Here is a 26,784-nt window from a genome sequence, read left to right as displayed (position 1 = left end):
CTCGGATTGACTGACCCGAGCGATGATGACAGGATGAACTACGCGACGATACCGTTCGCTTTTCGAACAGACTGTCTACGGAGCCGCATTATGGACGCCCAGGCCAAGGCGCCGCAGCGCAACGAAGCCGACGACCGCGAGATCGTGGCCGGCCTGGTGCATGGCATCGCCGTTCTGCAGGCGCTTCAGAAGAAGCCGAGGCTGACCCAGTCCGAACTGAGCGCGGCGACCGGGCTGACACGCGCCACGGCAAGGCGCAGCCTGATCACCCTCGCCTCCCTCGGTTATGTCGATGCGACCGACGGCATCTACCGGCTCACGCCGAAGGTGCTCGAATTCGCCACCGGGTATCTCAACTCCAACGACGGCTGGATCGCCATCGCCACGCCCTATCTCGAAATCTTGCGCAACCGCGTCGAGGAAAATGTCTCGGCGGTGGTGCTCGACCGTACCGATGTCGTCTATGTCGCTTCCTTCGCGGCCGATACCGTGATGTCCATCAACGTGCGCATCGGCGGACGCAAGCCCGCCTATTGCACCGCCATGGGCCGCGTCCTGCTCGCCGGCATGCCGGAGGACTGCGCGCGCGACGTGCTCGAAAAGAGCAGCATCCAGCAGAAGACGGGAAACACCCTCGTCACGATCGACGACCTCATGGCGGAGGTCCGCAAGGTTCGCGAGCAGGGCTACGCCGTCATCAATCAGGAACTGGAGCCTGGCCTCGTCGCGGTCGCGGTGCCCGTGAAGAACCTTCGCGGCGCCACGATCGCGGCACTGAACATCTGCGGTCACACGATGCACACCTCGCTCGACAAGCTGACGTCGTTGTGCCTGCCCGAGGCATTGAAGACCGCCAGGCAGATCGCCACCCGACTGCCCTGAATCGCCTCGAGCCCTGCCGGTCGCGCACGCCGACTCACCTATCCTCGCCGATTCCCGGCCGGCACGGCCCGCGCATGGAAGCGTGCTCATCCCTGCGTTGCGAGGCATGCCGACCTCGCCTTAAACATGACAAAAAACTTCAGGTTAATTGCATTGTTGTCTGGAATTGTTCTAAGGTGTAGGCCATATTCGAGGGGATCGAGAGTCCTCGCAAAGGAACCGTCATGCGGCTGACCCGGCAGACCAACTACGCCATTCGCATCCTGATGTATTGCGCGGCCAACAGCGAGCGGCTGAGCCGCATTCCGGAGATCGCCAGCGCCTATTCGGTGTCGGAACTGTTCCTGTTCAAGATCCTGCAGCCGCTCGTCGAGAACGGCCTCGTCGAGACCGTACGCGGTCGCAACGGCGGTGTCCGGCTCGGCCGCCCGGCCGACAAGATCAACCTGTTCGACGTGGTGCGCGTAACCGAGGAAAGTTTCGCCATGGCGGAATGCTTCGAGAGCGACGCGGCCGAATGCCCGCTGGTCGACAGTTGCGCCCTCAATGCGGCGCTGCGCGAGGCGCTTGGCGCCTTCTTCGCTGTGCTGGAACGCCACACCATCGCCGACCTGGTGAAAGCCAAGTCGAATGTCCGCTCTCTGCTTGGCATCGACCTCCTGGAACCCCGCGCCCTGGCGGGGTGACGCGCCTTCCCCCGGCTTTCCAAGTCTCATGCCGCGAGGGACCGGGACGCCTCGTTCTTCTGCGACCGCCGTTTGGAGCCCCACGTGACCGGCGCCGGTGTTGCCCATCTCACCGCGCGGACCTCCGGCCCGACGACTTTGCGCGCCGCGCGGCGGCAGCCGGCTTCGCCTCCACCGGCCTGCGCTTCTGGCCGACCGGGCCTGGCGCGCCCTCCTACCCGACCCGGACCGGAACGCGTGCTCACGCCGAGCGGCCGCGCGCAGACATCGTCGACCGGAACTCATACGATTGGCGGCCCCATCGCTATTCCTCGCTTCGAAGCATCTGCCCCCTAGCACCGTCATCCGACAGATGGCATCATCCGCTTCGGTTGCATCTTCCTTGCCCTGACGGGCGGGATCTTCAAAAGCGGAGGGGGGCCTGATGCCGCTTTACACACATGATCAGAGTCCGGTCGGACAAAAGGCATGCGGCGCGTCCTGCATCCTTTGCGCGGCCAATGAACTGGGCGTCCGCAACGGTCCGATCACGGATCCGGACGCGGCGGCCATGTGGCAGCGCATCTGGAAAGGTCCTCAGGACGAATCGCTGATATCGCGCGTCGCCAGCGAGCTCGCCCGGCTGCGCCTGACGGCCGTGATCATTCAGGACAAGTCCAAGACCAGCAGCCTGCGTCAGGGGCAGCTCAGTTCCGTCTTCGAGCCGGCCTATCAGGCCTTCAAGGCCGACGTGAAGAATGTTGTCACCTGGGACAAGCGTCCCGGTCCCAATGCTTTCCTGGACAGCGATTTCGACAGCTTTGCCAGGGTGATGCTGGTTGTCTCGCTGGCCAACGGCCTGACCCATTGGGTGCTCGCCCGCCGCTACAACGGTGCGATCCAGGTGATGAATCCCGACGGCGGCACCGACACGGTCGAGCAGAATCTCGTGAACTGGATGAACGGCCCGCCGGTACCCCGGACGATCGGCAATGTCGACTATGTCTTTACCGGCATCGCGCTCTCAGTAACGCGGACCCCACGCTAAGCATGCCTCCCGAAAGCATGCAGCGGTTTGGGAAAAAAGACATGCGCCAATCAAGAACCTACGGCGTGAGGCGTGAATCCGGACGCGTCACGCTGTAGATGCTACGCGTTTGCGGCTCAACTTGCCCTAGAGCGCCGCCGATTGCGGCAGGACGAAGGGCATGTTGCCCTGCGGCAGCGCGCCCACCTTCAGCCGGCAGTCGAAGACGCGCGAGATCAGTTCGTCGCTGAGCACCTCGCTCGGCGCGCCGGCCGCTGCGAGGCGGCCCCGATGCATGACGAAGACCCGGTCGGCATACATGGCCGTGAGATTGAGGTCGTGAAGGATCGCCACGACGCCGCCTCCCCGCCGCGCGAATTCGCGTGCGATGTTCATGATGATGAGCTGGTGCTTGATGTCGAGGCTCGAGACCGGCTCGTCGAGGAACAGATAGCGCGGCCGTCCCTCCAGCACCGGCGCCCACACCTGGCACAGCACCCGGGCAAGCTGCACGCGCTGCTGCTCGCCGCCCGAGAGCTCCTGGTAGAAACGTCCGCCGAAGCCGTCGAGGTCGACGCGCGCCAAAGCGCGCTCGGGCAGCCTCTCCTGCTCGCCCGCCAGCGCGCCGGAGCGCCCGCCGAGAAGACCGAGCTTCACCACCTCGCGCACGGTGAAGGGGAATGACAGGGCCGTGGCCTGCGGAAGCACGGCGCGCATGGCGGCCGCCTCCCACGGCTTCAGCGTCGAAAGCTCGCGCCTGTTGAGGCTGATCGAGCCGCGATAGGGCAGATCGCCTGATAGCGCACGCAGGAAGGTCGTCTTGCCCGAACCGTTCGGACCGACGATCGCCGCCATTTCGCCCGGCCGCATCTCGAAATCCACGTCGGAAACGATGCGCTTCCCGCCGATGGTGACCCCGACATCCCGGGCTTCGATCATGCCAGACCCCTTACAAATCGAGGACACCGCGCTTGCGCAGCAGGATCCACAGGAAGAACGGCGCGCCCACGGCCGCCGTCACGATGCTGATCGGCAGTTCGGCGGGCGCAACGACGGTGCGGCTCACGGCATCGGCCATAAGCAGCAGGCAGGCGCCGAGCAGCGCCGAGGCCGGCAGGAGATAGCGGTTGTCCGGCCCGATGGAGAGGCGCAGCAGATGCGGCACCACGATGCCGACGAAGCTGATGCCGCCGCTGACGGCGACCGAAGCGCCGACCGCTGCGGCGACGGCGACGATCGCCACATATTTCATCCGCTGCACTGGAATGCCGAGATGGTTGGCGGTCGCCTCGCCGAGCGCCAGGGCGTTGAGGCCGCGCGCCAGGAAGGGCGTCGCGGCGAGCGCCAGGACGATCACCGGTCCGACTGCGGCCACCTTCACCCAGGTCGCGCCGGCGAGCGAGCCCAGTTGCCAGAAGGTCACGTCGCGCAGCTGGCGATCGTCGGCGATGAAGATCAAGAGCCCCATCAGGGCGCTGGCGAAAGCGGCGAGCGCGATGCCGGCGAGCAGCATGGTCGCGACCGAAGTCTGGCCGCGCCGCGTCGAGATCCTGTAGAGCAGGAGCGTTACGGCGAGCCCGCCGAGGAAAGCCGCGAGCGGCAGGGCATAGATGCCGAGCAGCGCGGTGGCCGGAGCAAGCAGGGTGGGACCGAAGACGATCACCGCGACCGCCGCCAGCGCCGAGCCCGTGGAGATGCCGACCAGCCCAGGATCGGCGAGCGGGTTGCGGAACAGGCCCTGCATCACCGTGCCGGATACGGCCAGTGCCGCGCCCACCAGCGCGCCAAGTGCCACACGCGGCATGCGGATATCCTGTATGATGATGCGGTCGCGCTCCGAGAGCGCGCCGGCATCGGCGGAAGACAGCCAGCCGCGGATCACGCCCCAGGCGGAGGCGTCCGAAGCGCCTGCCGCGAGGCTGAAGAGGACGGTGACGACGAGCGCCACGGAAAGCAGCAGGACAGCGATCCTGCCGTGAAGACTGCGGTCACCTTGCATGATGCCGGTGGCTTCGGCGCGGAGCGCCCTGGCTGCGGACATGTCGAGCATACTTACCTGAACCCATTCCCATCGGGTTGCCCCGCCCGGCCGATGCGATCCCGTGAAGGACCATAGCCCATTGGTCGCGCGAATCGCGTTGCCATCCCGTGCTTGGCTGATCCCGCCACAAGTCGCCCGGCCGCGTGATCGACAAGGCTGAAGAAGCCCTAGTCGGTCGCCTTGTCGCCGTAGAATGCCTTGGCGAGATCACGCACGGCGCCGGCCGTACGGGGGCCGAATCCCAGCAGATAGGAGGCATCCATGCGGATCAGCGCCTTGGCCTGGCCGGCAGGCGTCGGCGCGATCGCGGGATGGGAGACGACCTCGTCGACACCCCTGTCGTGCTCGCCGCCCCGCGTCATCATCAGGATCACGTCGGGTTTTGCCGTAACGACCGCCTCGTCCGAAGCCTGCTTGTAGCCTTCGAAGTCGCCCATCACGTTGACCGCCCCGGCCATCTTGATGATGCCGTCGGCGGCGGTGCCGCGGCCGGCCGCGAGGATCTTGCCGCCCTGCAGGCTGAGCACGAACAACACGCGCTTGCGTTCGGCCACGTCGGCCGTCAGCTCCTGGGCCGATTTGATGTCCTTGTCCACCAAGGAAGCCAGCTCTTTGGCCTTGCCTTCGGCCCCGATCGCCATGCCGACAATGCGTATCTTTTCCAGAATCCCGTCATGGTCGAAGCGGTCGGGCACCTTCACCATCTCCGCGCTCGCCTTCCCAAGCACGTCGACCGCCTCGCGCGGGCCGCTGCCTTCAAGCATCAGGATCGCGCTCGGATTGACCGACAGCACACCTTCAGGCGAAAGCTGGCGCATGTAGCCGACGTCGGGCAGCGCGAGCGCTGCCTCCGGATAGAGACTCGTCGAGTCGCGGGCGACGAGGCGTTTCTCCTCGCCCAGCGCATAGACGATCTCGGTGATCGAGCCGCCAATCGCAACCACCCGCGAGGGGTCGGAGAACCCACCCTCGATCTCGTTGGCATCAACCGGAACGGCGCAGAATCCTATGGCCGCGACCAACGCGGCGCCCAGAAACGCGCCGGAACTTGTCACGCTACGCATCCGGCCCTCCTCACGCTGCCGAGGACTGCGGCACGCGCGGCAGGTTCTCGGCGATGAAGCGCCAGTCACCGCGCTCCGCCTCGCCCTCGTGACGGGCGCCGAAGAACTGGATGACCATCTCGCCGGCTGCGTCATACGCCTCGATCGAGGTGACGTGACCGTCCTTGGTCGGCTTGCGGACGACCCAGGCCTGGCGGATGTGATCCATGCGCAGATGCAGGTGGAAGGTCTTGTCCATCACATTGAGCCAGGGACCCATCGGCTGCACGTTCTGCAACGGCCCCTTGTGGATCTGGATGCATCCGCGATTGCCGACGAAGCACATGATCGGGATCTGTTCCTGCACGGAGTGGCTGAACATGGCCGAAACCGCGTCGGCGTCGAGCAGCCAGGCATAGTCCTGCCCCACCATGTCGAGCGCCTGGAGGCGCGTCAGGTTGAGTGCCTTCAGCATGCCGAAGAACTGGTGGGTGTCCGTGAGACGGCTCCAGAGGTCGCGCAGTTCCTCCATGCTGGCGACCGCGCCGGCCGGCGCGGCGTCGATGGCGACTTCCATCGCCTTCACGGCCACCTTCTGCGACTGGTCCGCGATCGCCAGCCTGGACACCAGGTTCTGGTAGGCATAAAGGTTCGAACCCGGCCTGAGATGCACCTTGTGCACCGCCTCGCCCTGCGCGTCGAAGAACTGCAGGCTGCGGCGGATCTCGTCGCCGTCCCGCTTCTCGACCGCGAAGCCATGCGCCCACACCTTGGGGAAGATGCGCAGGTCGATCTGTTCGCCCAGTACCATGGCGCTGTGAGCGCCGGTCACCACCTTGTCGTAGATGCCGATCTTCTCGTGAACGGCGCTTTCGTTGCGGGTCAGAGCCATGACCTCGCCGACCGCTTCCAGGCCGATGAGCAGTTCGTTGGCGTCGGGAGAGACGCGCAGCGCGCCCTCCCCGCACCATGCCGCAACGAATTCGGCTTCCGAGATGCCAAGCTGCCTGGCAAGGTCGCGCTCGCGCATCTTCGGGTTGTCGGCGCGCGCCTGGCGGATCTCCGGCGCGTCGGGTCTCACTGCGGCATTCATTCGGTCCTACCTACTTGTTGAGGATGAGCTTGCCCTGACGGGTGATCTTCAGCCGGTACATCGCGCCGCGATGATCGATGCTGATCTCATGATCGCCATGGAACAGCGATTCGCTGGTGACCGTCCTGACGGCCATGGGGCGGATGGGGGCCGGCCGCTCGGCTTGCGGCGTACGATACTGCCCGAAACGGAAATTCGCAGGATTGTGGCTGTTCACGGTCGTGCTTCCTTCTCCAAGTCCGGTCAAACGTCCCCGCCGGTGGCTGATCCGGCATTCAATTCTTGACACTAATTATCAGGTTTAATACGGAGCGCAATACCGGACTGCTTCAGTCAACATATTGGCGGTCGGAAAGAACGAATGTCGTGCGAGCCAGCGTCAGCGAGCCAGCATGGAGAACAACGACAAGGAGTTGGACTCATGGGGCTGGTGGTTTTGGGGCATGAGATGAAGCGAAGGGCCGGCGCACGGACGGCGCTTCTACTCGCAGGCGTGGCGACGATCGCCCTGGGATCGGCGCAGGCTCACGCTCAGGAGACCAGCCAGCCGCAAGCCGACCAAGCGCAGCAGACCGCCCAGCCCCTTCCGGACGACACGGGGGCAACGGTGCTCGATACCATCACTGTCGTCAGCCGTACCGGCGAGACGGCCATCGAAACCATGGCGTCAGTCAGCCAGGTCAGCGGCGAGCAGCTCGAGCGGCGCATGGCGACGACGCCGCAGGACGTGTTTTTCGGCGTTCCCGGTATCTCCGTCCAGACGGATGCCAAGCGCGCGGCCTCCAGCGTCAACATCCGCGGCTTGCAGGATTTCGGGCGTGTGGCTGTCATCGTCGACGGCGCGCGGCAGAATTTCCAGCGCTCGGGTCACGGCACCCAGAGCCTTGTCTTCATCGATCCGGAATTGATCCAACAGGTCGACGTCATCAGAGGCCCCATCGCCAACACTTACGGCTCCGGCGCGATCGGCGGTGTGGTGTTCTTCGAGACAAAGGACGCGGAAGACTTCCTCCGCGACGGCGAGACCTACGCGGCGTCGGTCACGGGCCTCTATGATACCAACGCTTCCGGCTGGACCACCAGCGCGACCGGCGCCTACAAGTTCAACGAGGCGGCCGACGTCATCGCCAACATCGTCTGGCGCGACTATGGCGACTACGAGGACGGCGGCGGCGACAGGGTCGTGCGCACCGGCTTCGACCTGCTCAGCGGCATGATCAAGAGCACGATCCGCCCGACGGAGAACAGCGAGTTGAAGCTCGGCTGGGTCGGCGTCGGCGAGAGCTGGTCGGAAGGCATCGGCACCTCCGACCTCGACCTCAACCAGAACACCTTCACGGCCCGCTACAACATCACCGACGACGCCAGGAGCTGGCTCGACCTGCACGTCAACGTCTCCTACAACGGCGCAGATCTCGACCAGACCTATCGGAGGAGCATCACGCAGTTCGATCCGGACACCGGCCGGCCGATCGTCATCCCCGCCGGCTCGCTCACGAACTACGACCTCGGCACCTGGGGCCTCGATATCTGGAACACATCGCGCTTCGAGACCGGCGAAGTCTCGCATGAACTGACCTATGGCGGAGACTGGGTGTCCGACGACGTGGTCACCACCAGCCCGATCGGCGGCAGCGACTTCTACACCCCGTCGGGCAAGCGCACCGTCTGGGGCGCCTACATCCAGGAAAAGCTCACCTATGACTGGCTCCAGATCATCGGCGCCCTGCGCTACGACGGCTACAGCCTCGACGACGACTCCCAGGAGACCTCGGGCAACCGGCTTTCGCCGCGCCTGACCGTGGGCGTATCGCCGTTCGAGGCGTTGAGCGGACTGCAATTCTACGGCACCTATGCGGAGGGCTACCGCTCGCCCAGCATCAGCGAAACGCTGATCGGCGGCATGCATCCGAGCGGCGTCACATTCCCCTTCCTGCCCAACCCGAATCTGAAGCCCGAAACGGGCAAGACGTGGGAGTTTGGTGTCAACTACAGCCAGGACGGGTTGATCTGGAGCGACGACACGCTGCGCCTCAAGGCCGCCTACTACAACAACGACGTCGACAACTATATCGGCGGCACGACGCTCTCCGCCTTCGATCCGACCAGCGGCTGCCCGCTGCGTCCGGACCTTCTCGGCACGCCCGGCTACATCCCGATCTGCTTCCAGTACCAGAACTTCGCGGAAGCCAAGATCAACGGCTTCGAGTTCGAGGCCTTCTACGACGCCGGGCGCTATTTCGGTGGCCTGTCGGCCTCGATCATCGACGGCTACACCATCGAGCAGGGCGAGCGCGAGGATCTCCTGACGATCCCGGCTTCGCAGGTGACCGCCCAGCTCGGCATGCGCGTGCTCGAAAACGCGCTGAGCTTCGGCGGCGAGGTCCAGTACAACGCTCCGCCCAAGGGCGCGACGTTCGCCGACGACTACACGTTGGTCAACCTCTTCGCCAGCTATCAGGCGACCGAGAATCTTCGCCTCGACTTCCGCGCCGACAATCTGCTCGACGTCAAATACGCCAACCCGCTCAATGCGACGACCACATCCGTCATCTATGAGCAGGGCCTGACGCTGAAGCTCGGCGCAACCATGCGTTTCGGAGGATGATTCGATGATCGGTACAACATGGCTTCGTTTCCTGGCCATCCTTGCGACGCCTTTCGCCGCGGCGGCGCAGGCGCAGGAAGCGGCAAAGCCCGCGCTCCAGCTGGAGCTCAATGCCGTGCAGCCCTCCGACAAGGGCTGCCGGTTCACCTTTGTCGTCAACAACGGCCTCGGCGTCGATCTCACGCGTGTCGCCTACGAACTCGCGCTGTTTGACGATGCAGGTTCGGTCGACCGCCTCACCGTGCTCGCCTTCAAGGAGATGCCTGCCGGCAAGACCAAGGTCAGCCGGTTCGACATAGCGGGCGTCGATTGCGGCAAGGTCGGCCGGGTGCTCATCAACGAGGCCACCGAATGCGCCGGTTCGGGCATCGAGCCGGCCGCCTGCATGCGCGACCTGAAGACGTCGACCAGGACGTCCGTCGGCTTCGGCCTCTGATTCCAAGGGAAAGATAGATATGATCCTCACCGGGCTCCATGCGCTCGCCGCGGACCGCGGCGACGGGCTGCGGCCGGAACTGCTGGCCCTGCTCGCCGCGCGCCAAGGCGACCGCTCCGGGGGCGGCGTGGTCGTCGAACTGGCCAGCCGCCGCGGTGATGCATTCACGCAATCGGGCCCGCACCCGCGTGGCCTGCGCGATGCACCACTGCCGAAGGGCGTGGTGCGCTTTCCGGCTCGAACGAAACGTTAGATCAAGGGAAAGGAACCCGATGTATATCGCGATGAACCGCTTCAAGGTCCAGAACGGCTCCGAACAGGCATTCGAGGATGTCTGGAAGAACCGGGATTCCACGCTCTCCGAGATGAAGGGATTCCGAGAGTTCCACCTGCTGCGCGGCCCGGTCAACGAGCAGGAAGGCTATACGCTGTTTGCCTCGCATGCCGTCTGGGACAGCTACGAGGACTTCACCACCTGGACCAAGTCGGAGAACTTCCGCGCCGCGCACAAGAATGCCGGCCAGAACAAGGTCCTCTATCTCGGCCACCCGCAATTCGAGGGCTTTTCGGTGGTCGAGGGAGCGTGAGGCGGAGCGACAACCACGGGCAGAGGCGTGGGTAGGCCGACGGCGCTTCAGAGGCTTGCGTTCCGCACGATATGATGTTTGCCTCTGACTGCAATTTGATGGCACCGCGCGAGGAAGAAAGGTTGATGGATTGCCGATCATATTGAGGCAAGGTCCCTACAAGCTTTTCTTCTATTCCAACGAGGGCAGCCCGCGAGAACCTGCCCATATCCATGTGAGGGCAGGCTCGAAGGAGGCAAAGTTTTGGCTCGAGCCCGATGTGGCCCTGGCCGATAACAACGGCTTTCATGCAAAGGAACTGAAGTCTATTATCGGGATCGTTAGCGCTGCCCGGCAGCAGATCGTGGATGCATGGAATGTCTATTTCGGCAACTGACGTACGTTTCGATGAGCATACGATGTGGGTCGAGTTGAGCGACGGCCGTACCATCGGTGTACCACTCGCGTGGTTTCCACGCCTCGTTAACGCCGCCCCCAAAACGCTGCGTGAAGTCGAAATCAGTCCGCTAGGCCTCCATTGGGAGGCACTAGACGAAGACATATCAATCGCCGGTCTCCTCGCCGGACGAGGAGATCAGACGATCAAACGAAAAAGAGTGGCGTAAGCGGCAAGCCGGAACCCTTGGTCTCCAGACTGCAGTTTGCGATGAACCATGGCAGGTTCGCTCATGCCGCCGCCAGCAGGCTGGCATTGCCGCCCGCAGCGGTGGTGTCGACGCAGACGGCGCGCTCATGCGCATAGGCCGCCGGATAGATAACCTCGCTCACCAGCGGCACGATCGGCCCCTTGCGTGTCGCGAGCGCCTGGCGCAGCGGCTTCAGCGTCGCGGCATCGGCGGAACAGGCCACGGCGTCGATCGCAACTCCGCCGAGGCTGTCGGGTGGCACAACACCGTCGATCACGGCGAGAGGCAGGCCTTTTCCGGTGAGCGCCTGCAGCGCCGCGGGCGCACCCGGCGCCACGCCCAACACCGCATTGCCAGCGGCGAGCGCCTGGATCGCCTGCGCGAGCAGCGTGTCGGCGTCGGGCCCCAGGCACAGCACCTTGCCGCGCGGCAGCAGCGACAGCGTGTTGGCTTCTCCGGTCGGCCCGGGAAGATCGGCCTGGCCGTACTCCACCGCGGCCGCGGCTGCGATCGCCTCGGCCCCCTTCCCGCGCAGATGCTTGCGCAGGATCGCGATGCGGTCGGCGCGCGTGGCCCAGCCGCCGAGCGCTGCGTCGGGCATGTGCTCGGCAAGCGTCGTGGCGGCGACCGACTTGCCGGCCGCAGGCTCACCGGCCACGCCACCCGCCTGGCGGAAGCGGCGCAGATAATGCGGCCCGCCCGCCTTCGGTCCGGTGCCGGAGAGCCCCTCGCCGCCGAATGGCTGGGACCCGACCACCGCGCCGATCTGATTGCGATTCACATAGATGTTGCCCGCATGGATGCGATCCACCACGTGCTGCACCCTTCCCTCGATGCGGGTGTGCAATCCGAAAGTCAGGCCGTAACCCTTGCGGTTGACGGCGGCGACCACCTGGTCGATCTCGTCGGCGTCGAAACTCGCGACATGCAGGACGGGCCCGAAGATCTCGCGCTCCATCTCGCCGATGCCCTTCACCTTAAGCACATGCGGAGCGATGAAACGCCCCTCGCCTGGAACCTCGCCCTTGGCGATGAGCTTGCCTTGTTCCTCCATCGACCGGCAGTAATCGCCGATCGACTGCTTGGCCTCGTCGTCGATGACGGGTCCGACATCGGTGGCAATGGACCGCGGGTCGCCGATCGTCAGGGCCTCCATGGCCCCGCGCAGCATTTCCAGCATCTTCTTCTCGACATCCTTCTGGACGTACAGCACGCGCAGCGCCGAGCAGCGCTGGCCCGCGCTCTGGAAGGACGATGCCAGGATGTCGCGCACCGCCTGCTCGGGCAGCGCGGTGGAATCGACAATCATAGCATTGAGCCCGCCGGTCTCGGCGATCAGCATGGCGTCTGGGGCGGCCGTCGCCGCTAGCTGGCTCTCGATCAGCTTCGCCACTTCCGTGGAACCCGTGAAACAGACGCCCGCGATCCGCGGGTCGGCCGTCAGCGGCGCGCCGACGGACGGGCCGTCGCCGGGCAGCAACTGCAGCACGTCTTCCGGGATGCCTGCCTCGCGCAGCAACGCCACCGCGCGGGCCGCGATCAGCGGCGTCTGCTCCGCCGGCTTGGCGATGACGGCATTGCCGGTCACGAGTGCGGCGGCGATCTGGCCGGTGAAGATCGCGAGCGGGAAGTTCCAGGGCGAGATGCAGGCGATGACCCCGCGCGCCTGCGTGCCGGCCTCGGCCTTGCCGGCCTCGGCGGCGTAGTAGCGCAGGAAGTCGACAGCCTCGCGCACCTCGGCGACGCCGTCGGCGAGCGTCTTGCCCGCCTCGCGCGTCGCCAGCGCGAAGAACTCGACGGCATTGGCCTCGTAGAGGTCGGCGGCACGACGCAGGATCGCGGCACGCTCGGTGACCGGACGCGCCGCCCAGGCCGGCTGCGCTTCGGCTGCGAAGCGCACAGCAACGGCCACTTGCTCGGCGCTGGCTTCGTGGACCGTGCCCACCACTTCGCTCGGCTTTGCGGGATTGACGATCTTGCGGCTGCGGCCATAGCCGGCCGCGCGCGTCATCGGCTTGGCCGTCCAGCGGTCCCCGCCGGCAAAGGCGGCGCGTCCGGCGTCGATCTTTTCCAGCGTGAGGGGATCGGTGATGTCCCAGCCCTTGGAATTGCGCCTGCCGGCGCCGAAGATCGCCAGCGGCGCCGGGATCGACGGATTGGCGGCCGGTCCCTGCGTGGCGACCGTCTCGAAGGGATCGCGGGCAATCTCCTCGGCGTTGACCTCCTCGTCGACGATCTGGTGCACGAAGGACGAGTTGGCGCCGTTCTCCAGCAGCCGGCGCACAAGGTAGGCGAGAAGGTCCGAATGCGCGCCGACCGGGGCATAGATACGACAGCGCGTACCTTCCGCCTGGCGCACGGTCTCGTGCAGCGCCTCGCCCATGCCGTGCAGCCGCTGGAACTCGAAACAGTCGCGGTCGGGCGCCATGGCCAGCACCGCCGCCACGGTATGCGCGTTGTGCGTCGCGAACTGCGGATAGATCCGGTCGGTCAGCGACAGGAGCTTTCGAGCATTGGCGATGTAGGATACGTCGGTATTGGACTTGCGGGTGAAGACCGGATAGCCCGGCAGCCCCATCGTCTGAGCGCGCTTGATCTCGGTGTCCCAGTATGCGCCCTTCACGAGGCGCACCATGATCCTGCGGTCGAGCCGCTCGGCCAGCGCATGGAGCCAGTCGATGACGAACGCCGCGCGTGGCCCGTAGGCCTGGACGACGACGCCGAAGCCATCCCAGCCGGCAAGTTCCGGCGACGACAGCACCCGCTCGATGACGTCGAGCGACAGGTCGAGCCGGTCGGCCTCCTCGGCGTCGATATTGAGCCCCATGCGAGCATCGCGGGCAGCGATCGCGAGGGACAGGAGCCGCTCCGACATCACCGGCAGCATGGTCTCCCGCTGGGAAACTTCGTAGCGGGGATGTATCGCCGACAGCTTGACCGAGATGCCGGGGTTGCGGCGGATATCGCTGCCGCTGCCGAGGCTCTCGAGCGCGGCGATGGCGTCCGTATAGGCCTTCAGATAGCGCAGCGCGTCGGCCTCGGTGCGGGCCGCCTCGCCCAGCATGTCGTAGGAATAAAGATAACCCCTGGATGTCATGGGACGGCCGCGCTTGACCGCCTCGGCGATGGTGCGGCCGAGCACGAACTGCTCGCCCATCTCGCGCATGGCGGCGGCGACCGCCGTGCGGATGACGGGCTCGCCGAGCCGCCGCACCATGGCGCGCAGCGTGCCTTCGATGCCGCCCTCGCCTTCGTCCAGCACCTTGCCGGTAAGCATCAGAGCCCAGGTCGAGGCGTTGACGAAGATCGAGCTCGACCCACCCGAATGCGCCGACCAGTCATGCGGGGCGATCTTGTCGCGGATCAGGTCGTCCATAGTCTCGGTGTCGGGCACCCTGAGCAGCGCCTCTGCCAGGCACATCAGCGCCACACCTTCCTTGGTGGAGAGACCATAGGCCTTGAGGAAGACCTCCATGAGGCGGGGATCGGACGAAGCCCGCACCGCACGTACGAGATCGGCCGCACGCGCCGAGATCGCCGCGCGGTCGGCTTCCGACAGCGCCGCCGCCTTCACCAGCCGCGCAATCGCCTCCGCCTCGTCAGGCAGGTAGTTGCCCCTGATTTCGGCACGAATGGCGTCGAGCGCTGGCATGGCATACCCCGTCGGTTGCGAGAGTGATCTGGAATGTCCCCGGTGGCAAGCCGGAGACTGGCGGCCTCTATAGCATGGTCGCTTTTTCCGGATGGTCTGAATAAATGGAACTGAAGGACCTTTTGGTCTATCATTTTGGCATCAGCCGATAGATTAGGACTGCAGATTTGACAAACTTAGATCAATTGGACCGCATTGACCGGAACATACTGGCGGCTCTGGCAGCCGATGGCCGGCTTTCCATGGCCGAGCTCGCGGCGAAAGTCGGCCTTTCCAAGACCCCGGTGCATGCAAGAGTCAGGCGGCTGGAGGCGGAGGGTTATATCCGCGGATATTCGGCCGTCATCGACCGCGAGCGCATGGGCGAAGGTCATGTCGCCTTCGTGCAGGTCAAGCTCTCGGACACGCGATCGGCGGCTCTCGACGCCTTCAACCGGGCCGTCCGGGGCGTGACCGAGATCGAGCAGTGCCACATGATGGCGGCGAGCTTCGACTATCTCCTGAAGATCCGCACCCGCGACATCGCCGCCTATCGCAAAGTGCTCGGTGAGCGGATATCGGCCCTGCCCCATGTGGCTCAGACCTCGACCTTCGTGGCGATGGAAACCGTCAAGGACAGGTAGGCGGTCTATTGCGACAGCGTTCCCAGGAACCCGATCAGCGCCGAGACCTCGCGGTCGGAAAGCTTCAGCGGCGCAAGTTCAGAGTGGCCGGAAACGCTTTTCGGCGCCTGGACATAATGTTCGACAACCTCTTTCAGCGAGCCAAACTGGCCCGAATGCATATAGGGCGGACGGGCGGACGCGCCGCGTAGCGACGGGGTCTTGAAGGCGCGGACCTGTTCGGGGCTGTCCTTCACCATGAAGCGCAGTTCGCGGCACTCTTCCGGCCTGGCGTCGCTATAGCGGCCGAGGCAGTTGAAGGGATCGGCGAGAACCTGCCGCGCACCGGCCTCCCGCCCGGTGTCGTCCGGCAGGCCCGCCACCGGCGGCACGCCGGTATTGTGGAAATGGTCGTCCGTGAATCGCGGCCCGTTGTGGCAGGTGACGCAGTTCGCCCTGCCGATGAACAGTCTGAGCCCGTAGATCTCCTCATCCGTGAGCGCCGCATCGCCTTCCGGCTGCCGACCCGCCCTGTTCGCGTCGGCGAAGCGGTCGAAACGCGTGGGCTCGTGGACGATGTTGCGCTCGAAGGCGGCGATCGCCTTGCCGAGATTGACGAAAACCTGGTCGACATCCGCGCGCTGCCCGTCGCTCATCGCCGCCCAGGCGGCCTTTTCCGCCTCCGAGCCGAGCGGCCCGGCGCTGACCGGCACGCCGGAAAGGTCGGGCAGCGGCCCGAAGACATGCTCGTAACGATCGCGGAGCGTGTCCTTCACGACATGCGCGTAGAAGGCGCGTGTGCCGCCATGCTCGCGCGGATCCTCCATCGGCGTCAGCGCCTGGGCCCAAAGGCTGTCGCGGCGGCCGTCCCAGAACAGGAAGGGCGTGCGCGCCACGCCGGCGAGCGGCATCGAGCGGCGGTTGGTCATGGCGAGCCCCACCGACCGCGGCTTGTCGTCCTGGAACTGACGGTCGATCAGATGACAGGTCGCACAGGCCACGCTGCCGTCGCGGCTGAGCCGCTGCTCGAAGAACAGCGTCGCGCCGAATGCGGCGGCGCGCGGCTGATCGGCATAGCGATTGCTGGGGTCAGGGGGCAGCGGCGGCAGGGCGGAAAGCGACAGCGACGCGACCGTCGCCTTCTCTGCCTCGGTCAGTCCTTCGGGCTGGCATCCGGCGACCGCCGTCGCTAGCACGAGTGAGACTATTGTGAAATGCCGCTTCATTGCCCCTACGATATGAGATTGCCTACAATACAAGGTTGAACGTCACGCTGTCGTCGCCCGGTGACGCCGAGATCGCGAATTTTAGCTCCCACCAGCCGCTCATGTTGAAGCGCACGCCTTCGACCCTGTAGCGTCCATCCCCGAGATAGGCCGTGACCTCGGGAGACGTCGGCAGCCCGTGACCGTGCTGCGGCATGCCGCCGCCGACCGTGATATGCGCACCCTCGACTGGCTTGCCGTCAGGCGTGGCCAGCGTCAGCACCAGCGCCTGGAGGGGGCCCCGTTGCACCGGTTCGATCTCCGGGGCCATCGCCACCGAATAGAGGCCCATGGCGCTTGGCTTCGAACGCGAGAGATCGAGTTCGGCCGGCGGCCTGACCAGGAAATGCATCGCCGCCCAGCCGGCCAGGACGACGGCGACGAGGGCGATCGCGATCAGCACCGCTCGGCGCAATTTCATGCTAATGCTCCGTGTTCACGGTCCCGAACGGTATCGGGAAAAAGTTGACGTACCGGAACAGGGCGAATCCGGTTCGGCCATGGCCAGCCGATGTGCGGCAGTGTAGAGCGGAACGCTCAATCGGGGAGAAAAAATCCATGGCGGGACGCGGCGTGGCGTCGATCGGCGAATGCATGCTGGAGCTTTCCGGCACGCGCGGCGACGAATGGCGGATGGGTTTTGCCGGCGATACCTTCAACACGCTATGGACCCTGCGCGCGCTGACCACATCCGACATGCCGGCCGACTATGTGACCGCCTTCGGCGACGATCCCTTCTCGCGCGACCAGATCGCCTTCTTCCGCGAAAACGGCATCGGGACCGCGGCCAGTCCTGTCATCCCGGGCGCGCGGCCCGGCCTCTACGCCATCAAGCTCAAGGGCGCGGAACGGTCCTTCACCTACTGGCGCTCCGATTCGGCAGCGCGCCGCCTCGCCGACGACCCGGATTCATTGGCAAAAAGCCTGGAAAACCGGGCACTTGTCTACTTTTCCGGAATCACTTTGGCAATTCTCGAAGCGCCGGCGCGCAAGGTGCTCGTCGAAACGATCGCCACAGCACGCAAGGCCGGCAGCCTCGTCGCCTTCGACCCCAACTATCGGCCTCGCCTGTGGCAGGACGCGGCCACCGCGCGCGCGGCGATCGCCGAAGCGCTCGCGGTCACCGATATCGCACTGCCCACTTTCCCTGACGAGCAGGCGCTCTATGGCGACGCCTCGCCGGAGGCGACCGCATTGCGGCTGCAGGGCGCGGGCGTGAAGGAGGTCGTCGTCAAGAATGGCGAGGAGCCCGCCTTGGTCGCGTCCGGCCGCATGATGGAATCCGTTCCGGCCATTACCGCCGTCGCCATCGACACGACGGGCGCCGGCGACAGCTTCAACGGCGGCTATCTCGCCGCACGACTGGCCGGCTTCGAGCCCTCCGAATCTGCGCGCCATGGCCATGCGGTGGCCTGCGCCGTCGTCCAGGTTCGCGGCGCGCTCGCTCCCTTCGAGGTGCTGAAGGAAGCCTTCGAGGTTTAGAAATCACCAGTTCCGGACCTTTGCCCTCGCTGGCGTCTCACCCCTCATCCGACCTCGCCCTCACGGGCGAGGCCACCTTCTCCCACAAGGGGAGAAGGCCGGAGCCTGGCTTTGCCGGCACAGCAAATCACCAACGCAGACGATTGGCGGAAGTGTCACGGCAGTGTCCCCTTCTCCCCTTGTGGGCCCCTTGTGGGAGAAGGTGGCCGCGCGAAGCGCGGTCGGATGAGGGGTAGTCTCGAGCGAACGGTTGAAATCGTAACCCACACAGGGGAAAACCGCCGGGTCACCCCAGCCTGAAGCGATATTCCGTCGTCTGCCTATAAATTTCGCCCGGCCACAGCACCGCTTGCGGAAAATAGGAACGATTGGGCGAATCGGGCCAGATCTGCGGTTCGAGCGCGAGGCCCGCATAGGCCCCATAACTGCGCCCGCCATGCCCCTTCGCCCCGGGCGCCAGCTTGTGGCCGGAATAGAACTGGACGCCCGGCTCGGTCGTCCACACTTCCATTTCGAGGCCCGATTCCGCGCCCTGCACCCAGGCCGCCTGGTGGAGCGGACCGCGGCTCGCCGCGAGGCAGAAATTGTGGTCGTATGCCATCTGCTGGCCACCGCTCTCCAGGCGGATCGGCCGGGCATGGCGGAAATCGAACGGCGTACCCTCGACGGGCTGCACCACGCCGGTCGGGATCAACTCGTCGTCGACCGGCAGATAGGCTCCGGCCGGCAGCATCAGCCTGTGGTCGAGGATGCCGGAAGCCCCGCCGTCATCGAGATTGAAGTAGGAATGGTGCGCGAGATTGCACAGCGTCGGCTCCTCGCATGTCGCGCTGAGCTCGATCGACAGCGTGCCGGGGATCCTCAGCCGATAGGTGCAGCTCACGTCGAGCGCACCGGGGAAGCCCATGTCGCCGTCGGGCGAATGGAGTGTCAGGGTGACGAAGTCGGGGCCATGCAGCGCGACCTGCCAGACACGCTTCCCGAAGCTTTCCTTCCCGCCATGCAGCGTGTGCTTGCCGAGGAAGTTCCGGTCCGTCTGGCAGCGCCTGCCTGATATGATGAAACGGCCGTCCTTGATGCGGTTGGCGTAGCGTCCGGCGATCGCCCCCATATAGGGCGAATGGGCGGGATAGTCGTCGAACTTCTCGAAGCCAAGGACCAGCGGCGGCTCATGGCCCGCAAGCCGCAGGTCCTGCAGCACGGCGCCCCAGTTCATGACGGCGGCGGTGAGGCCGCCGCCCGACATCGTGAAACGATGGACGGCCTCGCCCTCGCCGGTCGTGCCGAAGCGTTCGCCGTCCATCTCTGTCGGGCCGCCTAGAGGCCGAGCCCGCCGATGCAGACATATTTGGTATCGAGATAGTCCTCGATGCCCTGATGTCCGCCTTCGCGGCCCAGACCGGATTCCTTCACGCCGCCGAACGGCGCCTCGACTGTAGTGATCAGGCCCTCATTGACGCCGACCATGCCGTATTTGAGGCCTTCCATGACCCGGAAGGCGCGGCCGAGATCGCCCGTATAGAAATAGCAGGCCAGACCATATTCGGTGTCGTTGGCGAGCCGCACCGCCTCCTCCTCGGTCTCGAACCTGAAGACCGGGGCGACCGGACCAAAAATCTCTTCCTTCATGAAGCGCATCTTCGGCGTGGCGTCGGCGATCACGGTCGGTTCGTAGAAGGAGCCGCCGAGCGCGTGGCGCTTGCCTCCGGCGACCACGCGGCCGCCCTTGGCCTTGGCGTCGGCGACAAACTCCTCGACCTTCTCCACCGCCTTGTCGTCGATGAGCGGCCCCTGCTGGACACCGTCGTCGAGACCGGAGCCGATCTTCAGCTTCTGCGAGGCTTCGGCGAACTTCTCGACGAATTCGTCATAGACGCCCGCCTGCACGAAGAAGCGGTTGGTGCAGACGCAGGTCTGGCCCGAATTGCGGTATTTCGCCACCATCGCGCCTTCGACGGCGCGCTTGATGTCGGCGTCGTCGAAGACCAGGAACGGCGCATTGCCGCCGAGTTCCATCGACACCTTCTTGACCGTCGAGGAAGCCTTCTGGATCAACAGCTTGCCGACCTCGGTCGAGCCGGTGAAAGTGATCTTCTTGACCAGCGGATTGGTGCACAGTTCGTCGCCGATCTCGCCCGCCGAACCGGTCACGACATTGACGACACCCTTGGGGAAGCCGGCCTCTTCGGCGAGCGCTCCCCAGGCGAGGCCCGAATAGGGCGTCTGCGAGGCGGGTTTCACCACGACCGTGCAGCCGGCGGCGAGCGCCGGGCCGATCTTGCGCGACAGCATCGACGAGGGGAAGTTCCAAGGCGTGATGGCCGCGACGACGCCGGTAGGCTCCTTCGTCACGAGGATGCGGCGGTCGGCCCAGGGCGACGGCACGACATCGCCATAGGCGCGACGCCCCTCCTCGGCGAACCACAGAACATAGGCGGCCGAAATGGCGACCTCTCCCTTGGCTTCGGTCAGCGACTTGCCCTGCTCCATGGTCAGCAGTTCGCCCAGCGTCTGCTGGTTGTCCATGATCGCGTCGTGCAGCTTGCGCAGCAGCTTGTGGCGCTCGAGCACGGAAGTTTTCTTCCAGGTCTGGAAGGCGGCGTCGGCCGCCTCGATGGCGCGCCGCGTCTCGGCCTTGCCTGATTTCGGCACGGTGCCGAGCTTGAGGCCGGTGGCCGGGTTGATCACATCGACGGTGGCGCCCGAATCGGCCTGCACCCATTCGCCATTGATCAGGTTGGCCTGCCGCATGAAGGGGCTGGTTTTCTGGAGCATGGTTCCGTCTCCCGTCGGCGCCCCGGGGGCGCCGGTCTCTGTTCCGTTGTCAAAAGCCTGGCCGACCGCTTGGTTCCATGCGGTCATTCCGCAGGGCCGAGGCTATGGAATGGTCTTACCCCAGCGCATGACGCGGGATCAATCGCAATGCGGTGGCATAACCCATTGGCACAACGAAAAGTCCCGCCTAGCCGAACATCATCTGGGCGATTGAAAGCCAGAGCGCGGTCGTCGCCACCGCGGCAGCCGTGGCGATTGTCATCTGGTTGGAGGCCAAGGCCTGGCCGGTTCCGAACTGAATGGCGATCAGATAGGAGTTGACGCCGGAAGGCAGCGCCGCCGTCGCGACCGCCACCTTGGCCGCGAGCGGCGGCAGGCCGAGCAGCCAGGCCATGAGCAGCGTGACGGCCGGCATCAGGAACAGTTTCAGGACCGATAGGACGAGCGCCGGCCGCACATTCCCCGATATGCCGAACTTCAAGAGCCCGAGCCCCATGGCGAAAAGCGCGATCGGCCCCGCTATGCCGGCGAGCGCGTCGACCAGCCTCAGCGCGAAGCCCGGCAGGGGCAGCCCGGTGAGCCGCCACGCCAGACCGGCGAGAATGCCGATGACGAGCGGATTGACGAATAGCCTGGACAGGAACGACTTGACCAGCGCCGCGGGCTTCACCGGCTTGCCCTTCTCGCTGCCGAACAGGCCGAAGAGGATGATCGAGGCCGCCATCATGACAGGCAGATGCACAGAAACGATCAGCGACAGTATCTCCACGCCCTGCTCTCCGAAGACGCCGAGCGTGAAGGGAATGCCGAGCAGCACTGTGTTGGAGAATGCCGCGGCGACCCCGCCGACGACTCCGGTCGCGCCGTCGCGGCCGAACAAACGCGTCGTCGTCAGATGCCCCGCGGCCCATGCGACTGCCGCGGCCGTGAAATAGGTCGCCCACAGCGCCCATGGCGCCGCGCCGTGGAAGTCGGCCGAAACCATGGTGCGGAACAGGAGCAGCGGAACCGCGACGCCGACCGCGAATTCCGACAGCGCGTCACCCGTCTCGGCCTTGAGATAGCCCGACCACCCGGCGAGATAGCCGAGCGCGACGAGCCCGAAGACGAAGATGACGGTTTCGGTCGATGAGGACATCGCGCCCTGATAGGCGAGCGGGGTACGAACCGCAATCTTGGCGGGCCGAAAGATCGGAGGAGGCGACTGGTGGCGATCGGCCCGCCGCATGCGATGGCCCATGCCGGCAGATCGAGCCTTCCGACTTGAGGAAGATCCTTTAAACGCCTGCTGTTACATGCGATTTCGGGCATCTACTCTAGGGACCGTTATCACGAGGCGATGTCTCTAATCACACTGGGACGGCTTACCGGCGGTTAATGTATTCAGCGGTAGGATCAATCCATGTAGTGGAGCACAGGTGACGGAGATGGGTGATCCAGCGGGCCAATCGGACTTCGGTGCCCATCGGCCCATTTCCGACCGCGGTCATCCCCCGGAGTCCACGCTCTATTCGCTCCTCGCCCGTCTGCGTCTGGCCCTGACGAGCCCCTTCAATGCCCGTACCGTTTGGCGATTGCATCGGCAGATCGAGTATCAATCCGGCTTGCTCCGACAAGCGGAAGCCGCAATCGCAGGCGCCGAGATTTTCGAGCGGGCTTCCGTCGCCGCGCGAATGGGCTTCTGGCAGTGCGAATTGCCCAGCGAACGATTGACGTGGAGCGACGGAACCTACGACCTCTTCGGCCTTCAGCGTCGCAGTGGTATCGTGCGCAGCGAGATCCTGAAAGGCTATTCCGAAGAATCGCTTGCTCGCCTGGGGCGAGTCCGTGGCAATGCCATAGAAGCGGGTTCGGGCTTCGGGCTTGATGCCGAAATCCGGATTCCCGAAGTCGGAACGCGTTGGATCAGAGTATCCGCCACCGTCGAGCGTCGAAACGGCGAACCGATCCGGCTCTTCGGTATCAAACAGGACATTACCGAAGAAAAGAAACAACTCGAACGAATAGAGTATCTCGCGGGGCACGATGTGATGACCGGGCTTGCCAATCGCGCCCAGTTCGAAGCCCGAATCGCTGAAATCTGTGAATCCGGGGGAACAGGTGGCGTGCTGATGCTCATCGACCTCGATGGCTTCAAGAAGGTCAACGATACTCTCGGGCATGCTATCGGCGACGAATGTCTGATCGAGATTGCCCGGCGACTCTCAGCGGTGTGCCAGTCCGCCGAGTTGGTTGCTCGTATTGGCGGTGATGAGTTCGCTGTGCTCTTCGGCCCAGGCGCCAGCCTGCAAAAAGTCGAAGGGATCGCCCGGCGCATTGTTCGTGTTGCCGAGGAGCCCATGAAATGCTCCGGCCGCGTTTTCCGGGTCGGTGCATCTCTTGGCTATGCTTTCGCAGAACAGGAAACGCCGACAGCTGTATTCACGAGAGCCGACCGTGCGCTCTACGCTGCAAAAGCAGCTGGCCGCCGCACTTTTTCAGGACCTCAGCGGGCGCCTGATCGATGTCTTCCGTAGGAGTCACGCGCATACGCGCGGCCCGTGGCGGTGGTGAGAAGGGCGCTCCTCAATGACAACGCCGGCGGCATGAAACCGACTGCCAGATTCTTGCGCAGTGATCCGCACACCCAAAGGGCTACAATTGCCAATTTAGCGACGCAGGATTTTTCGAGAGGCAACGAAGAGATGCGGCTTCTGTCACCCATGGAGGTCGGCGATCTATTGGCCGGGGACCTACGGGCCTTTGGCGGGCCAACGACGAGTGAACCGGTTGCTGGCCGGGTCAGGGCCGACCAGATCAGCATCGTGCTTCGCAACACACTATTCGCCATGCTCGCGAACATCGTCAACGCAGCCGTCCTTGTCATGGCGCTTTGGAACTCGCCGGACCGGACTCGAGCCATTTTCTGGGCAATCGGCATCTTCGCGGCTGCCGGTTTCATAGGCATTAGAGCATGGTCGTCGTATCAGGTCGTCAAGCCAAGGACAGTCTCTCGCCGTACAACGCAAAACCTGGTCCGAAACGCCTGCCTCCTCGGCATGTGGTGGGGAGCAGTGCCAGTTCTGTTTTTCCACGATGCAGCAAGCAACAACCAGGTCATTATCATCTGCCTCGTCGCGGGGATGATCTCGGGAGGCGCCGCGATGTTTTCGACGATTCCGATAGCGGCCATCGCCTACACACTGCCTATCTTTGCCGGCTCCGCGTTTGCGATCGCGCGGGCGGGAGATACCGTTAGCGTCGCGGTGGCAATCCTGATGGTGAGCTACGCCGCGACGCTGTTTCGAGCGGTGCTTGGTCACGCATTCGAGTTCACGCAGCGGTCCATTCTGCAGGTGGAAAGCGAACATGCCATCCGCCGAGACCTTCTGACGAGCCTGTCGAACCGCCTCGGTTTCAACGAACTGCTCGACAAAGCGCTGATGGACGCGAGGCAGTACGGCCAGAATTTCGCGCTGCTTTTCGTAGGCTTCAACAATTTCAACGACGTGACCAACCATTTTGGTCGCGCAATAGCGGATGCAATGCTGGTTCAGATTGCGGCAAGGCTGCGCAAGGAAACGCGTGAGAGCGATAGCGTGGCCAGATTGGAGGGCGATGAATTTGCGATAATCAAAGCCCGGGACGTCAGGCCAGATCAATTGATGTCGCTGGCGGGCCAGATCATCGAATCGACACGCCAGGCTTTTCTGGTCGAAGGGCGCGAGATTTACTGTAGCGCCAGCATTGGCATCGCGCTGGCGCCTTCTGACGGCCTCGACGCTGACCGGCTCCTCAGGAGCGCCGACAGCGCGCTGGGTAGGGCCAAGAAGGTTGCGGCTGGCTCTATTCAGTTCTTCAGTCCAGATGACGACGACGCGGCTGCGAGGCGCCAAGCGCTTGAACGCGATTTGCGATCTGCGCTGTCCGACGGCCAGCTCTCGATGGTGTTTCAGCCGTTTCTCGACCTCGACCGTGATCGAATCCAGGGCTTCGAAGCCCTCATGCGATGGCAACATCCAATCCACGGCGCCATCTCTCCAGCCGAGTTCATCCCCATCGCTGAGGAGACCGGACTGATCCACTCCATCGGGCAATGGGCCATCCGGACGGCTTGTGAAGGCGCAGTTCAGTGGCCTGATGACGTGCGAGTTTCCGTCAACCTGTCGGTCGTACAACTGAGAGACAAGGCATTGTTGAACTCCATTCTGGAGACACTGGCCGACGTTGGGCTGGAGCCACGACGATTTGAGGTCGAGATCACGGAATCGGTTCTCATTTCCGATTTTCAAGAAGCCCAGGCGTTTCTGGAATCCCTGAGTTCTCTATCTGTAACGGTCGCCTTGGACGACTTCGGCACCGGGTACTCATCGCTCACCTACCTTCGCAAACTGCCGCTTTCCCGCCTCAAGATCGACCGGTCCTTTGTCCAGGACCTACTGACCGATACGGACAGTGCAGCGATCGTCAGATCACTGATCGGGCTGGCGCATGAGCTGCGCATAGGTGTGACAGCCGAGGGCGTCGAGACGCCGGATCAGCTCGATTATCTGCGCCGGATCGGATGCAACGAAGCTCAAGGTTATTTGATCGGTAAGCCCATCCCCAAGGAAGACATCCCGGCGATGTTGCAAGGGCGTTCGCTCAGATGGGGTTGATGTCGGAAGCGAAAGTTACCGCCAGCGGAGTGCTGGCGGGGCGTCGCATGGGCGGAACTCCCTACTGGGACTGTCAGGAATTCTGTGCGCGAGGCCCGTTTTCGTCACCGACCGACGAACCGTTCGCCGAAGACAATGGCGAATTGGGTCTTGGCCTCGAACCACTCGCGCGGCGGTCGTTTCCATTCCTCGGCCGCGTGGTTCAGAACCAGATATAGCAGCTTCATGGCGGCGTCGTCATTGGGGAAATGGCCCCGGGTTCGGACGGCGCGCCGCAGCTTGGAGTTGAGCGCCTCGATGGCGTTTGTGGTGTAGATGATGCGGCGCACGCCCTCAGGGAAAGCAAAGAACGGAATGACCTGTTGCCAATTGCGCCGCCAGCTCTGGGCGATCGCCGGGTAGCGCTGGCCCCAGTGACCGGCCTCGAACGCCTCCAGGGCCTGCAGGCCGGCCTCGGCGTCCATGGCCCGGTAGATCGCCCTGAGCGCCGGCACGACCGCCTTGCGGTCCTTCCACGACACGAACTCCAGGGAATGGCGGATCAGGTGCACAATGCAGGTCTGCACCACGGTCTGGGGAAAGACGGCGTTGATCGCCTCGGGAAAGCCCTTCAGCCCGTCGACGACGGCGATCAGGACGTCGCCGACGCCGCGGTTCTTCAACTCGTTCATGACGCGCAGCCAGAACTTGGCGCCCTCGGTCTGTTCGATCCAGATGCCCATGACCTCCTTGGTGCCGTCGGGCAGGATGCCGAGCGCGATGTAGACCGCCTTGTTGCGCACGAAGCCCTCGTCGCGGATCTTGACCCGAATGGCATCGAAGAAGACGACGGGATAGACCGCGTCCAGCGGCCGGTTCTGCCATTCGGCGACCTCCTCCAGCACCGCGTCGGTGACCGCCGAGATCAGGTCCGGCGAGACCTCGATGCCGTAGAGCTCCTCCAGATGGCCGCGGATCTCGCGCACCGTCATGCCGCGCGCATACATCGAGATGATCTTGTCGTCGAAGTCGGGAAACCGCCGCTGGTACTTGGCGACCAGCTTCGGATCAAAGGTGCCGGCCCGGTCGCGCGGGATCGCCAGCGTCATCTGTGACGTCCCCGTCAGCCACCGTCTTCTTCGAATGCCCGTTGCGGCGATTGGCGTTGCCGTCGGCACCTTCGTCCGCCAGGTGCTCGTCGAGCTCGGCGTTCAGAATGCGCTCCGAAAGCGCCTTCTTCAGGTCGTCGAGCAGACCGTCCTTGGCAAACAAATCCCTCGGATCACGACCGGCAAGCAGCTGATCCAGCAGTTCTTTCTCGATAGCCATGTGATGATTCTCTCCTTTCCATCATCATGGCCTCACGCACAAAATTTTCGACACT

The 26,784-nt window shown here is 64.5% G+C and carries 24 protein-coding genes and 1 pseudogene; 13 read left to right on the top strand and 12 right to left on the bottom strand.

Features of this window, described 5'->3' with window-relative positions:
• Positions 1-90 precede the first annotated feature (90 nt).
• The 3 genes from JN302_RS20925 (at position 91) to JN302_RS20915 (ending at position 2,595) form a co-directional block, all read left to right on the top strand.
• Complete coding sequence (locus JN302_RS20925) at positions 91-882, top strand: IclR family transcriptional regulator domain-containing protein (protein WP_202328881.1); 792 nt, start codon at positions 91-93, stop codon at positions 880-882.
• A 224-nt stretch (positions 883-1,106) separates the two neighbouring features.
• On the top strand, positions 1,107-1,568 hold the full coding sequence (gene rirA, locus JN302_RS20920; protein ID WP_202328879.1) for an iron-responsive transcriptional regulator RirA: 462 nt from the start codon (positions 1,107-1,109) through the stop codon (positions 1,566-1,568).
• A 424-nt stretch (positions 1,569-1,992) separates the two neighbouring features.
• On the top strand, positions 1,993-2,595 hold the full coding sequence (locus JN302_RS20915; protein WP_202304653.1) for a hypothetical protein: 603 nt from the start codon (positions 1,993-1,995) through the stop codon (positions 2,593-2,595).
• 126 nt (positions 2,596-2,721) lie between these two features.
• On the opposite strand, the gene JN302_RS20910 is transcribed toward JN302_RS20915, so the two are convergent.
• The 5 genes from JN302_RS20910 to hemP form a co-directional block, all read right to left on the bottom strand.
• Positions 2,722-3,513, bottom strand: coding sequence for a heme ABC transporter ATP-binding protein (locus tag JN302_RS20910; RefSeq protein ID WP_202304651.1), 792 nt, complete (start codon positions 3,511-3,513; stop codon positions 2,722-2,724).
• 10 nt (positions 3,514-3,523) lie between these two features.
• Positions 3,524-4,624 (bottom strand): FecCD family ABC transporter permease, encoded by a 1,101-nt coding sequence (locus JN302_RS20905; protein WP_202304649.1) that lies wholly within the window; start codon positions 4,622-4,624, stop codon positions 3,524-3,526.
• 158 nt (positions 4,625-4,782) lie between these two features.
• On the bottom strand, positions 4,783-5,679 hold the full coding sequence (locus tag JN302_RS20900) for a heme/hemin ABC transporter substrate-binding protein (RefSeq protein WP_202328872.1): 897 nt from the start codon (positions 5,677-5,679) through the stop codon (positions 4,783-4,785).
• A 10-nt stretch (positions 5,680-5,689) separates the two neighbouring features.
• Positions 5,690-6,751, bottom strand: a complete 1,062-nt coding sequence (locus JN302_RS20895; RefSeq protein ID WP_202328871.1) for a hemin-degrading factor — start codon at positions 6,749-6,751, stop codon at positions 5,690-5,692.
• Positions 6,752-6,761: 10 nt separating this feature from the next.
• On the bottom strand, positions 6,762-6,968 hold the full coding sequence (hemP, locus tag JN302_RS20890; RefSeq protein WP_202328870.1) for a hemin uptake protein HemP: 207 nt from the start codon (positions 6,966-6,968) through the stop codon (positions 6,762-6,764).
• Positions 6,969-7,172: 204 nt separating this feature from the next.
• Between hemP and JN302_RS20885 the strand changes: the two genes are divergently transcribed.
• The 6 genes from JN302_RS20885 (at position 7,173) to JN302_RS20860 (ending at position 10,987) form a co-directional block, all read left to right on the top strand.
• Entirely contained in the window at positions 7,173-9,359 is a 2,187-nt protein-coding gene (locus JN302_RS20885; protein WP_202328869.1) for a TonB-dependent hemoglobin/transferrin/lactoferrin family receptor, read from the top strand.
• 4 nt (positions 9,360-9,363) lie between these two features.
• Entirely contained in the window at positions 9,364-9,795 is a 432-nt protein-coding gene (locus JN302_RS20880) for a hypothetical protein (protein WP_202304644.1), read from the top strand.
• A 19-nt stretch (positions 9,796-9,814) separates the two neighbouring features.
• Positions 9,815-10,048, top strand: coding sequence for a hypothetical protein (locus JN302_RS20875; RefSeq protein ID WP_202328868.1), 234 nt, complete (start codon positions 9,815-9,817; stop codon positions 10,046-10,048).
• Positions 10,049-10,067: 19 nt separating this feature from the next.
• On the top strand, positions 10,068-10,382 hold the full coding sequence (locus JN302_RS20870; RefSeq protein ID WP_202328867.1) for an antibiotic biosynthesis monooxygenase family protein: 315 nt from the start codon (positions 10,068-10,070) through the stop codon (positions 10,380-10,382).
• A 130-nt stretch (positions 10,383-10,512) separates the two neighbouring features.
• On the top strand, positions 10,513-10,758 hold the full coding sequence (locus JN302_RS20865; RefSeq protein WP_202328866.1) for a DUF4160 domain-containing protein: 246 nt from the start codon (positions 10,513-10,515) through the stop codon (positions 10,756-10,758).
• Positions 10,739-10,987, top strand: a complete 249-nt coding sequence (locus JN302_RS20860; RefSeq protein WP_202304639.1) for a DUF2442 domain-containing protein — start codon at positions 10,739-10,741, stop codon at positions 10,985-10,987. Before JN302_RS20865 ends, JN302_RS20860 begins: the two co-directional genes overlap by 20 nt.
• 61 nt (positions 10,988-11,048) lie before the next feature.
• Here JN302_RS20860 and putA read toward each other — a convergent pair whose 3' ends face one another.
• Entirely contained in the window at positions 11,049-14,660 is a 3,612-nt protein-coding gene (gene putA, locus JN302_RS20855; protein WP_202328864.1) for a bifunctional proline dehydrogenase/L-glutamate gamma-semialdehyde dehydrogenase PutA, read from the bottom strand.
• A 167-nt stretch (positions 14,661-14,827) separates the two neighbouring features.
• On the opposite strand from putA, the gene JN302_RS20850 reads away from it, so the two are divergent.
• Entirely contained in the window at positions 14,828-15,283 is a 456-nt protein-coding gene (locus JN302_RS20850; RefSeq protein ID WP_274609228.1) for an Lrp/AsnC family transcriptional regulator, read from the top strand.
• 5 nt (positions 15,284-15,288) lie between these two features.
• Here JN302_RS20850 and JN302_RS20845 read toward each other — a convergent pair whose 3' ends face one another.
• Both JN302_RS20845 and JN302_RS20840 read right to left on the bottom strand, forming a co-directional pair.
• Positions 15,289-16,488 (bottom strand): cytochrome-c peroxidase, encoded by a 1,200-nt coding sequence (locus JN302_RS20845; RefSeq protein WP_202328862.1) that lies wholly within the window; start codon positions 16,486-16,488, stop codon positions 15,289-15,291.
• 22 nt (positions 16,489-16,510) lie between these two features.
• Positions 16,511-16,948, bottom strand: a complete 438-nt coding sequence (locus JN302_RS20840) for a FixH family protein (RefSeq protein WP_202328861.1) — start codon at positions 16,946-16,948, stop codon at positions 16,511-16,513.
• 137 nt (positions 16,949-17,085) lie between these two features.
• Between JN302_RS20840 and JN302_RS20835 the strand changes: the two genes are divergently transcribed.
• Positions 17,086-18,009: a sugar kinase gene (locus JN302_RS20835; protein WP_202328859.1), complete on the top strand. Its 924-nt coding sequence runs from the start codon at positions 17,086-17,088 to the stop codon at positions 18,007-18,009.
• 286 nt (positions 18,010-18,295) lie between these two features.
• Here the strand turns inward: JN302_RS20835 and JN302_RS20830 are convergent, their stop codons facing one another.
• From JN302_RS20830 to JN302_RS20820, 3 genes are all read right to left on the bottom strand, one after another.
• Positions 18,296-19,312, bottom strand: coding sequence for an aldose epimerase family protein (locus tag JN302_RS20830; protein WP_202328857.1), 1,017 nt, complete (start codon positions 19,310-19,312; stop codon positions 18,296-18,298).
• A 14-nt stretch (positions 19,313-19,326) separates the two neighbouring features.
• On the bottom strand, positions 19,327-20,784 hold the full coding sequence (locus JN302_RS20825) for an NAD-dependent succinate-semialdehyde dehydrogenase (protein WP_202328855.1): 1,458 nt from the start codon (positions 20,782-20,784) through the stop codon (positions 19,327-19,329).
• Between the two features lie 187 nt (positions 20,785-20,971).
• Positions 20,972-21,922: an AEC family transporter gene (locus JN302_RS20820; protein WP_202328854.1), complete on the bottom strand. Its 951-nt coding sequence runs from the start codon at positions 21,920-21,922 to the stop codon at positions 20,972-20,974.
• A 289-nt stretch (positions 21,923-22,211) separates the two neighbouring features.
• Here JN302_RS20820 and JN302_RS20815 point away from each other — a divergent pair, with 289 nt between their 5' ends.
• Both JN302_RS20815 and JN302_RS20810 read left to right on the top strand, forming a co-directional pair.
• Complete coding sequence (locus JN302_RS20815) at positions 22,212-23,300, top strand: sensor domain-containing diguanylate cyclase (protein WP_202328853.1); 1,089 nt, start codon at positions 22,212-22,214, stop codon at positions 23,298-23,300.
• A 24-nt stretch (positions 23,301-23,324) separates the two neighbouring features.
• The gene (locus JN302_RS20810; protein ID WP_342215847.1) at positions 23,325-25,421 is read left to right on the top strand and encodes a putative bifunctional diguanylate cyclase/phosphodiesterase; all 2,097 of its coding nucleotides are present in this window, start codon (positions 23,325-23,327) and stop codon (positions 25,419-25,421) included.
• Positions 25,422-25,525: 104 nt separating this feature from the next.
• Here JN302_RS20810 and JN302_RS20805 read toward each other — a convergent pair.
• Positions 25,526-26,729, bottom strand: a pseudogene (locus JN302_RS20805) (IS256 family transposase).
• Between the last annotated feature and the right edge of the window lie 55 nt (positions 26,730-26,784).

It is taken from the genome of Mesorhizobium sp. L-8-3 (assembly GCF_016756615.1).
GTDB lineage: Bacteria > Pseudomonadota > Alphaproteobacteria > Rhizobiales > Rhizobiaceae.
This window is presented reverse-complemented; position numbering and strand designations above follow the sequence as displayed.